Source organism: Streptomyces sp. NBC_00203, from assembly GCF_045206325.1.
Classification (GTDB): domain Bacteria; phylum Actinomycetota; class Actinomycetes; order Streptomycetales; family Streptomycetaceae; genus Streptomyces; species Streptomyces lutosisoli.
Genome location: NZ_CP108126.1, coordinates 8,325,332 through 8,340,792 on the forward strand (window position 1 = coordinate 8,325,332; position 15,461 = coordinate 8,340,792).

Sequence of the window (15,461 nt, forward strand, 5' to 3'; positions counted from 1 at the left end):
ATGACCACTCTTCGCCGACCGCTGCGGCCAACCCGCGTGTTGCCCGGAACCCGCTGACGAGCGGGCCGTCTTGGAGGCCGCGATCTGCGCGCTTACCCTCAAGACGGCGCGCGAGGTGCGTCTCATCGTCCAGTGCTTGGACCAGTTGATCATCCAATGGCAAGGCGTGAACACCTGCGGCCGGCGCATGAATCGGTGGTGGGAGGACGCTTTCTGACCCTAGAGATCAGAAGGCCAGCCACAGCACAACGCAGGCTCCGGCCCATGCCACAACGATGCCAGATACAGGGTCAACCACCGTCAACAGCGGTGGCCAACGGCCGCGTGCATGCCCGCTAGCTCGCCCAGCGAAGCCGCAGGTCACCGGCGGAATGCCCCAGCCTCTCTCCTCAAGCGGTGCTTTGAGAGCGCATGGGCACCACAACTCAGCTGGTCCGACCGCTGTCATCATCATTGGGTGGCAGCAGAGCAACTACCCGCAGGGTGGACCCTTGAGGAGATCCGCAACGTGTCCGGCGATCGGGAGGCCATACCTCTCGACACCGATCGCGAGGTGACGTGGCAGGGCCCGCGCGCGGAAGGTGAACGGCTCATCCCGGAGATCGTCTTGGGGTTTCATGGACTGTGTCTGGTGAAACCCGTCAACGACGACGACTGGTACATGGGCAGTCTGAACGAGGACGGCAGTGTCATCTGCTGGAGCGCCTACAGCGATCTCTACGAGGCGCTCCGTGGTCTGTAGTCATCGACTTCCGGGGTCCGCGAGCCAAGTCCGCCAGACATGCCGCGTGTTGGGGAGATCGGGGCGGTCGAGGAGCCAGAGTACGTAGCCCGCGTGGAGTTGTGCCCATGGGTTCTCCGAGTGGTGAGCCCGGTGGAGTCTGGTGCGTAGGTCGTCGCCGTCGATGGCCCGGGCCACCCGTACGTACTCACGGTCCTTGCAACGGTAGGCCCGCTGGACGACGACCTCGACGAGATCGAGGAGCTTTGCCTTGACCGTTTCGTCGCGGTGGCCGCAGCGCGCCATCTCTCGGATGAGTGCTTGCTTCGTGCCCCACGCCTTGGCGTGCTGTGTCCACTCCTGCGGGAAGCGCGCCTCCCACTCCAGGAAGAGCAGGGCGAAGGGGAGCTGGGGCGATACGCCGATGTCATCGCGATGCGGTGCGTGCCACAAGGCTTCCGGTAGGCAACGGCTTCCCGCCTCGTCGTACAGTCGGCGGGCCGCGACGACCGACGGCTCCTGGTGCCAGTCTTCCGAGCCGGCCCTGGATGCCCGGAGCCAGGCTTCGTTGTACCGGGCACGTGCTGCCTGGACCTCTGCGCGGGCCGCGGCCAGACGGGCCAGCGCCGCACCTCGGTCGACAGGGTCGGGCGCTATCAACCCGTAGCTCCACCCCAGACGCTCAGCCCACTCGCGGGCGCCCTCCACGCTGGGGCCTGCCGCTTCTGTCATGTGGCACTTCTTCCTCGACCTGTACACAAAGGCGATCCCCATGGTGGCCTACCCCGCCGTGGTCAAGGGAGACGGTCGAGTAACGGCCCGGTGGGTGGCTGTGCATGTGCGGAGGTGTGGAGGTCGCATACGATCGACGCATGATGCTACGAAAGGGCCGTGCCGCGTAGGTCCCCGCATGCGCTTCGGGACGGGCCGCCCGAACGCCGAAGCCGCGGTTCATTCAGCCCATTCAGTCCATTCAGTACGTTGCACATCGGCATGTGCCCTGGGCCGCCCGTGTGCACCGGCGTGCATACGTATCTCTTTGTCGACGGCCTTGACCTGATCTCGCGCAGCGACAGCGGGGGCGTGGGTATGGGTCCGGAGCAGCTTCTCCGGCCCGGGGGGCCTCTCTATCCGACGGATGCCGCCCGCAGCGTATGCCTGGCGTGTCAGGAGCAGTCCGACCTGGGCGGCTCTGCGGGGCTCCGCATTCGTGTGCGGCTGCGTGGTGAAACGGTCGTGTGGAGCGAGCTGATGTATCCGGGTCTCGACCACGGGGTCATTGAGGAGGTCCGCTTCCACCTGGGGCAATATCTGGGCGAGATCGAGCGGGCGTACCGACTGCACGCCCGGTAGGCATCCCGGGGGCGCGTGCCGCCGCGCAGTGCGGGGGCGAGAGCGGCGGCAGTCAGGTTCAAGTCGAGCTCCGTGGAAGGTGGTTGGCGGGTCACCACTCGGCGAAGGAGCCGTCCCGGTGGCGCCAGATTTCGTTGCGCCAGCGGTGGCCCTCGGTAGCGGCGCGGCGGACCGCCTCCTCGTCGATCTCGATGCCAAGGCCCGGGGCCGTGGGGCGCTCGACCTGGCCGTCGGCGAAGCGGAAGGTCGCAGGGTCCGCCAGGTGGCCGAACGCGGGGGCGGGGGAGTGGATGTCGAGGCTCTGTTCCTGGATGAGGAAGTTCGGGGTGGCGAAATCGACTTGGAGACTCGCGGCCAGGGCGATGGGGCCGAGTGGGCAGTGCGGGGCGAGGGCGACGTCGTACGCCTCGGCCATCGTGGCGATACGGCGGACCTCGGAGATGCCGCCCGCGTGGGAGAGGTCGGGTTGGGCCACGGCGATGCCGGTCGGGAGTACGTCTCTGAAGTCCCAGCGGGAGTACAGGCGTTCGCCGGTGGCCAGGGGGATGGGGGTGGTGGCGGTGAGTGCCGTCAAGTCGCGGGAGAATTCAGGCAGGACTGGTTCCTCGACGAACATGGGCTGCAGGGGTTCGAGGAGGGGCAGCGTGCGGCGGGCCGTCGCTGTCGAGAAGCGGCCGTGGAAGTCGATCGCCATGTCCACCTCCCAGCCGACCGCCTCCCGGAGCGCGGTCAGGCGGTCCACCGCCCGGCGCAGGGTCGCCGGGGTGTCCAGGGGGCGCAGGCGGTCGGTGAGGTTGAGCTTGACGGCGTCGTAGCCCTGCTCGACGGCGCACAGTCCGGCCTCGGCGAGTTCGGGGGCGGTCGCGCCGTGGATCCAGCGGTAGACCCGGGCCCTTTCCCGCACCGGGCCGCCCAGCAACTCGTACACGGGTACGCCCAGTGCCTTGCCCTTGATGTCCCACAGAGCCTGGTCGATGCCGGCCAGTGCGCTGGAGAGCACCGGGCCGCCCCGGTAGAAGCCGCCCTTGGCCAGCACCTGCCAGTGGTCCTCGATCGGACCCGGGTCGGCGCCGAGCAGTACGTCCGACAACTCGGCCACGGCCGCGGCGACCGTCTCCGCGCGGCCCTCGACGATCGGCTCGCCCCAGCCCACGATGCCCTCGTCGGTGGCGATCCGGAGGAACAGCCAGCGTGGCGGCACGCGGAACGTCTCGACCTTGACGATCTTCATGTGACCTCTCTGGGGGCTGACCTCAAGGGGCTCTTGGGTCGTTGGGGTCTCTGGGGTCTCTGGGGGTTCGTGGTCTGTTCGGTCTGGTCGGTTTCTTTTTGGGTGCCAGTACGTTCGGTGACCTAGCGCCGGATACTCCAGCCTCCGTCGACCGGCAGCGCGGCCCCAGTGATGAATCCGGCCTCCGGTGAGGCGAGGAAGGCTACGGCGGCGGCCACCTCCTCGGCCCGGCCGAACCGGTCGAGTACCGTGCGCGCGGCTTCGGCGCGCATGTCCTGGTCCGGCGTCCGGTTCCACTGGGGTGTGGCGATGGGGCCCGGGACGACCGCGTTGACGCGCAGCGCCGGTCCGTACTCGACGGCCAACTGCCGTACCAGCGACTCGAGTCCGCCCTTGGCGGCGGCGTACGCCGAGAAGCCGGGCGAGCCGATGCGCGCGTGCACGGAGGAGACGGCGACGACGTTGCCGCGGGCGGCGAGGAGCGGCTTGTGCAAGGCGCGCAGGCCGAGGTAGGTGGCCTTCAGGCAGACGTCGACGATCCGGTCCCAGTCGTGTTCGGGCAGTTCGTGCGCGGGGCCGACGGTCAGCGCATAGGCGTTGGAGACGAGGATGTCGACCCGCGGCAGCTGCTCCGCGAGGCGGCGCCAGTCGTCCGCGACCGCCACGTCGCACTCCACATGCCGGGCGTCGCGTCCGGAGGACACCAGCTCGGCGGCGACCCGCTCGCCCGCCTTGGCGTCGATGTCCGCGACGACCACGGCGGCGCCCTCGCCCGCGAGCCGCCACGCACAGGCCGCACCGATGCCGCTGCCACCGCCGGTGACCACCGCGACCTTGCCCTTGAAACGCGTCGAGGTCGTCGAGGTTGCTGAGGCCATCGAGGTCGCTGAGAGGGCTGAGTCCGTCGAGAGGGCCGGGTCCGTCGAGGACAGTGAGTACGTCGAGTGCGGTGAGCGCGGCGACTCTGCCGAATCCGCCGAGTGCGATGACTCCGCCGAGTCCGCCCAGTGCCCCGACCGCGATGCGCGGCGGCCCGAGTCCGTCATACCGTCCGCCTGTTACTCGACGTCCCCGTCATCCGATTGAGCGCCGCCGCCAAATCCGGCGTCTCGCTGAGCACCAGCGCCGCCCCGCCCAGCGCCCCGACCCGCGCCCCGAGCCCCAACCTGGCCGGTACGACGTCCACTTCACGGACGAGGGACAGCGCACGCCCCCGTATCGCCTCGCGCATCGGGGCCAGCAGCACCTCGCCTGCCCGGGACAACTCCCCGCCTACGACAATGCGTTCGGGGTTGAGCAGATTGCAGAGGTTGGCGAGCACCTGGCCGACCACCGTGCCTACATCGGCGAACACCTTCTCGCCCGCAGGGTCCCCGGCCGCCGTGCGGGCCAGCATCTCCTCCAGGCCCACCTCCAAGCCCGCCTCCAGGCCCACCCCCTCGCCGGACCCGGACCCGGACCCGGACCCGGACCCGGACCCGACGGTCGGACCGGAGCCAGAGCCCACGCCCCGGCCAGAACCGTCGCCGACGCCGAACACCGCCCGCAACGCCCCCACCACCGCCGGAATCCCCGCATACAACACCAGGCACCCCCGATTCCCGCACGGGCACCACGGCCCGTCGACCGCCACCGACACATGGCCCAGCTCTCCCGCCGCGCCGACCGCCCCGCGATACAGCCGTCCGTCGAGGATCAGCCCGGAGCCGATGCCGCTGGACAGGCCGAAGTAGAGCAGATTCGCCGCTCCGCGCCCGGCGCCCCAGCGGGCCTCCGCGACACCTTCGAGCCGGGTGTTGTTCTCCACGGTGACCGGCAGTCCGAGAGCCCGCTCGAACTCCTCGGCGGCGTGCACGTGCGACCAGGGCTGCCCGGGCAGGGACACCCCGACGACGCCGGTGTCGCGGTGGATGGGACCGGGGACACCCACTCCGACACCGATGACCTGGGCGCGGTCCAACTCCTCGGCGTCGAGGAGCCGTTGGAGGAGCGACGCACCGACCGCGATGCGTTCGGCGGCCGGGGTGGCCGGGTCCAGCGTCGCGCCCTCGCTCGCGATCTCCCGTGCGGCCAGGTCGCTGAGGTGTACCCACACGCCGTCGAAGGTGTGGTTCATCCCGGCCACGACAGCCGCCCGCGGGTTGACCGACAACCGGTTTCCCGCACGGCCGTCGAGATCGCCGTCCCGTTCCTCCTCGGACTCGGCCAGCAGACCGCGCGCCATCAGCTCGCTGACGATGGTCGACACGGTGGTCCGCGACACACCCGCCTGACGTGCCAACTCTGCGCGGTGCAGGGGGCCTTGGGCCAACAGGAGGGCGAGAAGCTGTTCCTGGTTCGACCGCCGCAGGCTGCGCAGCGACCCTCCGGGCTGGTGGCTCATGACGCAGAGGTTACCCAGTCTTTTCGAAAGTCCGTCAAGACTCTTGACGCAGTTTCCGGACAGGAAGAAGCTCTGCCCCATTGGACAACAACCGGTTTCTACGTCGGCCGAGTTGTGGCCGGCAGGCCGATCTCTGGCCGCGATCCCCAACAGTCGCCCGAACATTCCGACAGTCGCCCGAACGGCCCGACAGTCGCCCGAACAGTCCGAAGCAGGAGGTGGTGCGTTCATGCCCTCACGTGCTGGTGCTCCAGGTGCTCCCCTGAGCCGCCGCCGATTTCTCGCCCTCTCGGCAGCCGGTGCCGCGACCGGTGCGGCAGCGCTGAGCGGTTGCGCACTCCAGGTGTCCACTGGGGTCGGTGGCTCGGGCGAGACCGTCACCGTGATGGCCAAGCCCGGTGACATCACCCCGGAGCTGGTCACGCAGGCGCGGAAAGACCTCGGGGTCAAGATCGTCACGGTGCCGTACAGCATCACCAAGCTGGTCGCCATGATGACCAACGGCAATCCGCCCGATCTGGTGCGCGGTGTCGGCGCCGTGGACGCGCCGTACTTCGCGGCGCGCGACGTGATGGAGGACCTGGACCCGTACTTCGCCGGAAGCGGCGTCCTCAGGCTCGACGACCTGGACCCGGTCAACGACCTGTGGCGCTACGACGGAAGGACCCAGGGCAAGGGCCCTCGCTACGGCATGGCGAAGGACTTCTCCCAGGACTCCATGTTCTGGTACAACACCGGACTCTTCGACGAGGCGGGTGTCGGCCATCCGCCGGAGACCGACCCGGTCACGTACGAGGAGTGGCTGGACAAGGCCAAGCGGCTCACCCAGCGCAAGAACGGCCAGACGACCGTCTTCGGCGGCAGCTACAACGGCGTACTCACGCCCAATCTCCTGGCCAGTCTGACGGTGGCCGCCGGAGGAAGTCTCTTCAGCGACGACTTCTCCCGGGTCGACTTCACCACCCCCGAGGCCCGCAAGGCGCTGGGCTGGTACATCGACTACTGCCGGACCAGGGTCGGGCCCAGCATCATCCAGCCGGACCCCAACACCTGGGACGGTCCCACGTACTTGGCGAACCGGCTGGCCATGTCGAACTCGGGCTACTGGCTCGGCGGCATGATCAACACCGACAAGAAGCTGGCGCCGGTGTCCCGTCTCGCCCCCGCCCCGGTCTTCGAAGGCGGCCGGCGGGTCAGCCCCTGCCAGGCAGGCACCGGTCTGTGGATGCCGAGGAAGGCCCACAACAAGGACGCCGCCTGGCGGGTCTTCGAGTGGTTCTTCGGCGAGGCACCGGCCAGGGCGCGCGCCTCAGCCGGCTGGGGCATTCCCACCCTGAAGTCCCTGCGTTCGCTGATGCCGGCCCAGGAGGACTACCAGAAGCGGGTGTTGAAGGTGCAGAACGCCGAGCTGAAGCACTTCTCGGTGATCGCCTTCACCCCCTACGCCTCGGTGGATTCGCTCTTCGCCCTCTTCAACCAGATCGCCCCGGCCGCGATGAAGGGCGAGATGTCCGTCGACACCCTCGCCGGACGCCTGAACTCGGTCATGAACGAGCAGCTGAAGCGCGGGAAGGAGCAAGTGGGATGACGGCCGATCAGATCTCCACCGTCGTGGACCGGCCCGGTACGACCGAGTACGCCGACCGGGCGGGGGGCGCGGACCGCCGGCCCCGGACGTCCATGACCACGCGCAGGCACCGGGCGTTCTACCTGTTCACCTCGCCCTGGATCATCGGGTTTCTGCTGCTGACCATCGCTCCCATGGCGTACGCGCTGTGGCTGAGCTTCACCACGTTCGACGGCATCTCGCCCCACTGGAGCTATGTCGGCCTCGGCAATTACCGTGAGCTGTTCGCGGACTCGCAGACCTGGGACGCCCTCGGCAGGACGGGCCTGTTCGCGGTGACTTCGGTGCCGCTGTCGATCGTCGCCGGGCTCGGGCTCGCCGTTCTGGTCAACCGGCCCCTCAAGGCGCGCGGCCTGTTCCGTACCCTGCTCTACCTGCCGGCCGTGGTGCCGCCGGTGGGCGCGGGCATCGCCTTCAAGCAGCTCTTCGACCAGAACTCCGGTGCGGCCAACGGTGTCCTGAGCCTCTTCGGCATCGACGCCCTCGGCTGGCTCGCCGACCCCTATGCCCGCTACGTACTCGTGATGACGGTGCTGTGGAGCGCCGGAAACATCATGATCATCTCGCTGGCCGGGCTCCAGGACGTCCCCCGTGAACTCCACGAGGCGGCCCGTATCGACGGTGCGAGCGCCTGGCGGAGCTTTCGCAGTATCACCGTGCCGCTGCTCTCGCCGGTGCTGCTCTTCCAGACCGTGACCGGCGTGATCGCCTCGGTGCAGACCATCATGCCGCTGCTGCTGTCGCCCGACGGCAGCGTGGCCGGCGTCACCGCGATCCCGCAGTCCAACTACCAGTACATGATGCACGTCTTCGTGGAGTACTTCGCGTTCGGCCGTTACGGCTACGCCTCCGCGCTGCTGTGGGTGCTCTTCGTCCTGATCCTCCTCGCGACCGGACTCATCTTCAGACTCACGTCCGGCGTGGTGTTCTACAACGTCGACCCGGAGGCGAAGAAGTGACCGCCACCAGCCCGCCCAGCGACTCCGCACCCCGCGTACGGATACGCGCGAACCGCCTCGTTCTCTACACGGTCCTCGTCGCGATCACCGGTCTGTTCCTCGGCCCGTTCGGCTGGCTGGTCCTCACCGGCCTGAAGACCCCGGCCGAACTGGCCGCCTCGCCCGTGCACTGGCTTCCCGACCACATCCAGTGGCACAACTTCGCGGACGCCTTCAACCTCGTCGACTTCCTCGGCTACGCCCGCAACTCCCTGATCATCGCGCTCATCTACGCCACCCTGGTCACCCTCAGCTCGGCCTGGGTCGGCTTCGGGTTCGCCCGTCTGGAGGCGCCCGGCAAGAAGACGCTGTTCGGCATCCTCATCGGCTCGATGATGCTGCCGCAGATGATCACCCTGCTCCCGACCTACCTGATCTTCGCGAAGCTCGGCATGGTCGACACCTACTGGCCGTGGGTGCTGTGGGGCCTCGGCGCCGCTCCGTATCTGGTCTTCCTCTTCCGGCAGTTCTTCGCCGGCCTGCCCCGCGAGCTGGAGGAGGCCGCGATCATCGACGGCTGCGGATACGCCGGGATCTTCTGGCGGATCTTCCTGCCGCAGTCCTGGCCGGTCCTCTCCGCGAGCTTCGTGATCGCCTTCACCTGGACCTGGGGGGACTACATCGCCCCGCAGTTGCTGCTGTCCACGGACAAGTCCACGCTCGCCGTCGCCGTCATGTCCACCTACGTCACGTCCGCCGGAACGCCGGTCACCAACCTCCAGGCCGCGGCCTCCGTGATGTACGTCGTCCCCATCCTGCTGATCTTCCTCGTGGCCCAGCGCGGTTTCGTCGCCGGGATGTCCACCTCCGGACTCAAGTGACCGTCCGCATCTCCCGTCCGTATCTCTCGTCCGTATCTCTTGTCCGGCGCTCCCATCCGTTCCGTTCCGCACCCGCAAGGAGTCGAACATGACCCCGTCCCCGTCCCCGTCCCCGTCCGCGTCCCAGTCCCCGTCCCTGTCACGCCGCACCGCCCTCCAGGCGGCGGGCGCCACCGTGCTCGCCGCCGGACTGTCCGGCCTGACGGCCACAGCGGCCCGGGCGGACGACGACAACGCCGCGCCGAAGCTGGTCACTTACCCGCGCCCGTCCACCATGGCGACCAACACCAGCTTCAAGGTGCGGGTCCGGGTCGCCCCCGACGGTGAGTGGCAGACCCTCGACATCTGGCGTCCGCAGCTGGAGGAGATCAACCCGAACACCGGCTCCGGCAAGGTCTACAGCGCCTCGATGGTGTACTTCGACTTCTGTGGCTCGGCCGAGATCGAGATCACCTACCTCAAGGGCGGCACCACCAAGGCCCGGGTGAGACCCGACGCCCTCGGCATCGCCCCCGAACTGCTCGGCGACACCCTCCGCTTCACCCTCGACCAGCCGCGCGACGTCGTCGTCCAGATCAACGACGAGATCTTCGACTGCCTGCATGTGATCAGCAACCGCGTCGAACACCACCCGCCCGCCGAGGACGACCCGGACGTCATCTACTTCGGCCCCGGCGTGCACACCGTCACCGGCAACGTCCTCACCGTCCCCAGCGGCAAGACCGTGTACCTCGCCGGCGGCGCGGTCCTGACCGCCCAGGTGTTTTTCAAGGACGTGGAGAAGGCCTCCCTCATAGGACACGGCATGCTCTACGCCAACCCCGGCGGCGCCATCCTCTGCGAAGGCAGCAAGAACATCCGCGTCGAGGACGTCATCATCATGAACCCGAGCGGCTACGCGGGCATCTTCGGGGAGAGCGAGAACGTCCACGTCAAGAAGGCGCGTTCGTTCAGCTCGAAGGGCAACGGCGACGGCTTCGACGTCTTCTCCTCGTCCGGGATCGTCTTCGACGGCTGCTTCATGCGCAACTCCGACGACTGCTTCGCGATCTACGCCCACCGCTGGAACTACTACGGCGACACGCGCGACATCACCATCCAGAACTGCACCCTGTGGGCCGACGTCGCCCACCCCGTCAATATCGGCACGCACGGCAACACCGACGCCCCCGAGACCATCGAGAACCTGGTCATCAAGAACGTCGACATCCTCGACCACCGCGAACCGCAGATGGGCTACCAGGGCTGCATCGCCCTCAACCCGGGCGACTCCAACCTGATCAAGAACGTACGTATCGAGGACGTCCGTATCGAGGACTTCCGCTGGGGCCAGGTCATCCACATGCGGATCATGTACAACACGAAATACAACACCTCGGTCGGCCGCGGCATCGAGGACGTCTACGTCAAGAACCTCAGCTACACGGGCACCCACGCCAACCCGTCGCTGTTCCTCGGCTACGACGCCGACCACGCCATCAAGAACGTCACCTTCGAGAACCTGGTGATCAACGGCCTGGTCGTCGCCGACTCGATGAAGAAGCCGACCTGGTACTACACCACCGACTCCGTGCAGTGGTTCTACAACGAGCACGTCACGGGCCTCAAGTTCCTCACCACCGCCGAGGCCGCCGCGTCATGACCCACGGACCCAGCCGCCGCGGCTTCCTCGGCGGGAGCGCCGCCCTGCTGCTGGCGTCGGGCGCGAGCACCCTGCTCGTGCCCGGCACGGCACGGGCGGCAGCCACCGACAGCGGTTTCGCCCACCCCGGACTGCTGCACAGCGCTGATGACCTCGCCCGGATGAAGGCCGCGGTCGCCGACAGACAATCGCCCGTATACGAGGGCTACTTGGCGCTCGCGGCCCACGCGCGCTCCTCGGCCACGTACACCGTCCAGAACACCGGCCAGATCACGTCCTGGGGACGCGGCCCCTCCAACTTCATGAACCAGGCCGTCGCCGACTCGGCCGCCGCCTACCAGAACGCCCTCATGTGGTGCGTCACGGGCGAGCGCGCCCACGCGGACAAGGCGCGCGACATCCTCAACGCCTGGTCGGCCTCGCTGACGGCTATCACCGGCGCGGACGGCCAACTCGGCGCCGGGCTCCAGGCGTTCAAGTTCGTCAACGCGGCCGAACTGCTGCGGCACAGCGGCTACGACGGCTGGGCGGACACGGACATCGCGCGCTGCGAGGACTCCTTCCTGCGCGTCTGGTATCCGTCCGTCTCCGGCTACATGCTCTACGCCAACGGCAACTGGGACCTGACGGCCATTCAAACCATTCTGGCCATCGGTGTGTTCTGCGAGAACCGCACCCTCTTCGAGGACGCCCTGCGGTTCGCGGCTGCCGGCGCGGGCGACGGCAGCGTGCCCCACCGCATCGTCACCGACGCGGGCCAGGGCCAGGAGAGCGGTCGCGACCAGGGCCACGAACAGCTCGCCGTCGGTCTGCTCGCCGACTCCGCCCAGGTCGCCTGGAATCAGGGCGTCGACCTCTACGGCCACCTCGACCACCGGATTCTCGCGAACGTCGAGTACGCGGCCCGCTACAACCTCGGCGGCGACGTGCCCTTCACCCCGGACCTGGACCGGACGGGCAAGTACATCAAGACCACCGTCTCCGCCGTCTCCCGCGGCAACCTGCCCCCGATCTACGAGATGGCCTACGCGCACTACGCCGGTGTACGTGGCCTCGACGCCCCGTACACCCGGCAGGTGCTCTTCCGGGGCTCCGGCGGGACCCGCGTGGTGGAGGGCAGCAACGACGACCTGCCGTCCTGGGGCACGCTGACGTACGCCGGGGCCCAGGCTTTCCCCACGACACCGACGGCACCCGCCGGCCTCTTCGCCACCGGCGACGACAACGCTGTCACGGTGTCCTGGCTGCCCTCGGCCTGGGCGAGCACGTACACGGTACGGCGGTCCACCGACCCCGAAGGCCCGTACGAGAGCCTCGCGGCCGGGGTGGAGTCAGCGACGTACACGGATCGCTCGGTGCGTGCGGGGCGGACGTACCACTACACGGTCTCCGCGGCGAACGCCCTTGGTGAGAGCGGCAGTTCGGGTGCGATCACCGCCACGGCCGGGCTGCCGGGCCCCTGGGACTCCGACGACGTGGGCGAGGTGCGGCGCGTGGGTGCCGCCGTCTTCGACGGTGAGCGGTTCGTTCTCGAAGCGGGCGGGGCGGACATCGGCGGCACGACCGACGCGTTCCGTTTCGTGCGGCTGCCGCTGCGCGGGGACGGCGTGATCACGGCACGGGTCGTGCATCCGCTCAGCTCGCAGTACTCCAAGGTGGGCGTGAGCGTCCGCGGCTCCCTGGCGGCGGACGCGGCGCACGCCTCGATGCTGATCCAGGGGCTGCCGCTGCACACCTGGAGCGGGGTATGGACCACCCGGACATCAGGGGGCGGGCAGACCACCGGCGCCGGCAGCACCCCCGTCCCGCCGTCCCAGCGGCAGGCGATCACCACCGGCGCCTCCTTCCCGATCTCCGCCCTCGGCACCCTTCCCGAGTCGGCGACACCCTTGACCGCGCCCTACGTGGAAGGGGCGGGCGACGGCTACCGGCTCCGGAAGCCCTACTGGGTGCGCGTCGAGCGCCGGGGCAGCCGCTGCACCGGATCCATCTCCCCGGACGGCGTCGAGTGGACCGAAGTCGGCTCCACCGACGTCGAGTTGGGGCGCACCGCGTATGCGGGTCTCGTGCTCACCTCCTGCCTGGGCGTCGACGCCTCGTACGCCGAGACCGGCACCGGCGCCTTCGACAACGTCAGCGTGACGTCCTCGTCCGGAGAGGTCTGGTCCGTCCCGCGCCCCGCCCGCACCGTCACCGACCCGCGGGCGGCTGCGACGGCCGACGCCATCGAGCTGACCTGGACCGACCCGGACCTGTCGTCCAGGTACTCGGTGCTGCGAGCCGACAGCCCCGACGGGGCCTACGGGAAGATCGCCACCGGCGTGGGGCCCGTCGGGTTCGGCACGCGGACGCGGTACGTCGACGCGACCGGGACGCCCGGACGGACGTACCACTACAAGGTCGTGAAGACCAACACGACGGGGTGCGGCCCGCGTTCGGCGAGCGTCAATGCGGTGATGCCGACGCCCTCGGTGCCGGGGATGCTCTCCTCCGCGACCGCGTTCGCCAACCAAGGTGTCCCCTTCCGGCATCTGATCAGGGCCTCGCACGAGCCGGTGCGCTTCTCCGCCGCGGGCCTGCCGCGAGGGCTGCGCGTCGACCGGCGTACCGGACTCGTCTCCGGAATCCCGCTGGAATCAGGCGAGTTCACGGTGACGACCGCCGCCTCGAACGCCTCCGGTACCGCTGTCTCCGACCTCGCCCTCACCGTCGGCACACCTCCGCCCACTCCATGGTCGTACGGCGATCTCGGTGATGTCGTGGTCGACGAGCGGGAGTTGGGGACGTACGGCGTGGTGTTCGTCCGGACCCCCGGGATCACCAGCAGCGACGGCACAGCCTTCGTCGTGCGCGGTTCCGGAACCGATCTGAATGTCAACGGCCAAGGGATGACAGGGCAGTTCGTACGTCGCCCGATGAGCGGCGACTGCGCGATCACCGCCCGGCTCGTGTCCCGTGCGGGCGCGGTGACGGCCGACCGGGTGGGGCTGCTGATGACCAAGTCCCTGTCGCCGTTCGACCAGGCGGCCGGGGTGATCGTGACCAGTGGCGGGACGAGCGCGGCCGGGACGCCGCAGCTCATGCTCCGCAAGACGGTCGCGGGCGCCTCCGCCTTCACCGGGGCGGCGGGAACCATCGGCGTGCCCTGCCTGCTGCGGCTGACACGGACCGGGACCGCATTCGCCGCCGCCGTGTCCACCGATGACGGCGCCACCTGGACCTCCATCGCCGCGGGCGAGATCCCCGGCTTCGGTGACGCCCCCTATTACGTGGGTCTGGTGGTCTGCTCCCGAGACCCCCTGGCCCACAGCACCTCGCACTTCGAAGAGGTGAGCATCACCCCCACCTAGCGGCCGCGGGGCCGCGAATCCTCCAGAGGATCGGAGATGCAAGAGTGATGAGCCGCATCACAAACCCCCACACGCAAGGCAGGCAAGGAGAGTTGAGCCGCCGGGGTCTGCTCAGGACCGCCGGCGGGCTCAGCGCAGCCCTCGCCGTCGGAGCGTCCGCCGCCGCCCTCACCGGCACCACGGCGGACGCCGCACCGGCGACCTTCACGCACCCCGGAATGCTGCACGCCTATGGCGAGCTCAACCGCGCCAAGGTACGGGTCGCCGCGGGCGACGACCCGTGGCTCTCCGGCTGGAACCGCCTCACCGCCAACAGCCACTCGGCGAGCACCTGGACGCCCAACCCGCAGGCCACGATCATCCGTGGCGGGACCGGCGAGAACTACGGCATCCTCTACAACGACATCCACGCCGCCTACCAGAACGCGCTGCGCTGGAAGATCGCGGGGACGACCGCCAACGGCGCCACGGCCGTGAAGATCCTCAACGCCTGGTCGTCCACGCTCACCACCGTCACCGGCAACGCCGACCGGTTCCTGGCCGCCGGGATCTACGGCTACCAGTTCGCGAACGCCGCCGAACTCATGCGTGGCTACAGCGGGTTCGACCTCGACGCGTTCAAGACGATGATGCTCGACGTCTTCTACCCGCTCAACAACGACTTCCTGGTCAACCACAACACCGCCTGCATCACCAACTACTGGGCCAACTGGGATCTGTGCAACATGAACTCGATCCTGGCCATCGGCATCCTGTGCGACGACGCCACGAAGTACGACCAGGCGGTCAACTACTTCAAGACCGGCGCGGGCAACGGCTCCCTCACGCACGCCGTCCCCTTCCTCTACGACGACGTCGACGGCTACGACCTCGGCCAGTGGCAGGAGTCGGGCCGCGACCAGGGGCACACCATGATGGGCATGGGCCAGATGGGCGCGTTCTGCGAGATGGCCTGGTCCCAGGGCGACGACCTGTACGGCTACGACGACAACCGGTTCATGAAGGCCGCGCAGTACGTCGCCAAGTACAACCTGGGCAACGACGTGCCCTACACCACCTACAGCTGGGGCACCGGACAGAGCTGCGCGTACAGCGAGCAGACGGTGATCTCCAGCGCCTCACGCGGCCAGGTCCGGCCGGTGTGGGACATCCTCCACTACCACTACGCGCGCCGCAGGGGCCTCGACGTCCCGTACATCACCGCCATGGCCGAGAGCGTCCGCCCCGAGGGCGGCGGCGGTGACTACGGCTCGACCAGCGGAGGCTTCGACCAGACCGGCTTCGGGACGCTGATGTACGCCAAATAGGACGTCCAGCACGCGCTGCGTCCGCCAA

At 68.8% G+C, this 15,461-nt stretch carries 12 protein-coding genes; 8 read left to right on the plus strand and 4 right to left on the minus strand.

Going from position 1 to position 15,461, the window contains the following annotated elements:
- Positions 1-457 precede the first annotated feature (457 nt).
- Positions 458-742: a hypothetical protein gene (locus tag OG975_RS37035; RefSeq protein ID WP_406333796.1), complete on the plus strand. Its 285-nt coding sequence runs from the start codon at positions 458-460 to the stop codon at positions 740-742.
- Here the strand turns inward: OG975_RS37035 and OG975_RS37040 are convergent, their stop codons facing one another.
- On the minus strand, positions 743-1,453 hold the full coding sequence (locus OG975_RS37040; protein WP_406333797.1) for a hypothetical protein: 711 nt from the start codon (positions 1,451-1,453) through the stop codon (positions 743-745).
- Between the two features lie 291 nt (positions 1,454-1,744).
- Here OG975_RS37040 and OG975_RS37045 point away from each other — a divergent pair, with 291 nt between their 5' ends.
- Complete coding sequence (locus OG975_RS37045) at positions 1,745-2,074, plus strand: hypothetical protein (protein WP_406333798.1); 330 nt, start codon at positions 1,745-1,747, stop codon at positions 2,072-2,074.
- Positions 2,075-2,165: 91 nt separating this feature from the next.
- On the opposite strand, the gene dgoD is transcribed toward OG975_RS37045, so the two are convergent.
- From dgoD to OG975_RS37060, 3 genes are all read right to left on the minus strand, one after another.
- A complete protein-coding gene (dgoD, locus tag OG975_RS37050) occupies positions 2,166-3,305 on the minus strand; it encodes a galactonate dehydratase (protein WP_406333799.1) in 1,140 nt (379 codons plus the stop codon).
- Positions 3,306-3,427: 122 nt separating this feature from the next.
- A complete protein-coding gene (locus tag OG975_RS37055) occupies positions 3,428-4,183 on the minus strand; it encodes an SDR family NAD(P)-dependent oxidoreductase (RefSeq protein WP_406333800.1) in 756 nt (251 codons plus the stop codon).
- 164 nt (positions 4,184-4,347) lie between these two features.
- The gene (locus OG975_RS37060) at positions 4,348-5,688 is read right to left on the minus strand and encodes an ROK family transcriptional regulator (protein ID WP_406333802.1); all 1,341 of its coding nucleotides are present in this window, start codon (positions 5,686-5,688) and stop codon (positions 4,348-4,350) included.
- 229 nt (positions 5,689-5,917) lie between these two features.
- Here OG975_RS37060 and OG975_RS37065 point away from each other — a divergent pair, with 229 nt between their 5' ends.
- From OG975_RS37065 to OG975_RS37090, 6 genes are all read left to right on the plus strand, one after another.
- Positions 5,918-7,276 (plus strand): extracellular solute-binding protein, encoded by a 1,359-nt coding sequence (locus OG975_RS37065; RefSeq protein WP_406333803.1) that lies wholly within the window; start codon positions 5,918-5,920, stop codon positions 7,274-7,276.
- A complete protein-coding gene (locus OG975_RS37070; protein WP_406333805.1) occupies positions 7,273-8,274 on the plus strand; it encodes a carbohydrate ABC transporter permease in 1,002 nt (333 codons plus the stop codon). Before OG975_RS37065 ends, OG975_RS37070 begins: the two co-directional genes overlap by 4 nt.
- Positions 8,271-9,134: a carbohydrate ABC transporter permease gene (locus tag OG975_RS37075; RefSeq protein WP_406333806.1), complete on the plus strand. Its 864-nt coding sequence runs from the start codon at positions 8,271-8,273 to the stop codon at positions 9,132-9,134. Before OG975_RS37070 ends, OG975_RS37075 begins: the two co-directional genes overlap by 4 nt.
- A gap of 88 nt (positions 9,135-9,222) precedes the next feature.
- Entirely contained in the window at positions 9,223-10,776 is a 1,554-nt protein-coding gene (locus OG975_RS37080; protein WP_406333808.1) for a glycosyl hydrolase family 28 protein, read from the plus strand.
- Positions 10,773-14,126, plus strand: a complete 3,354-nt coding sequence (locus OG975_RS37085; protein ID WP_406333809.1) for an alginate lyase family protein — start codon at positions 10,773-10,775, stop codon at positions 14,124-14,126. The genes OG975_RS37080 and OG975_RS37085 overlap by 4 nt, the downstream gene beginning before the upstream one ends.
- 47 nt (positions 14,127-14,173) lie before the next feature.
- Entirely contained in the window at positions 14,174-15,433 is a 1,260-nt protein-coding gene (locus OG975_RS37090) for an alginate lyase family protein (protein WP_406333811.1), read from the plus strand.
- The last annotated feature ends 28 nt before the right edge of the window (positions 15,434-15,461 follow it).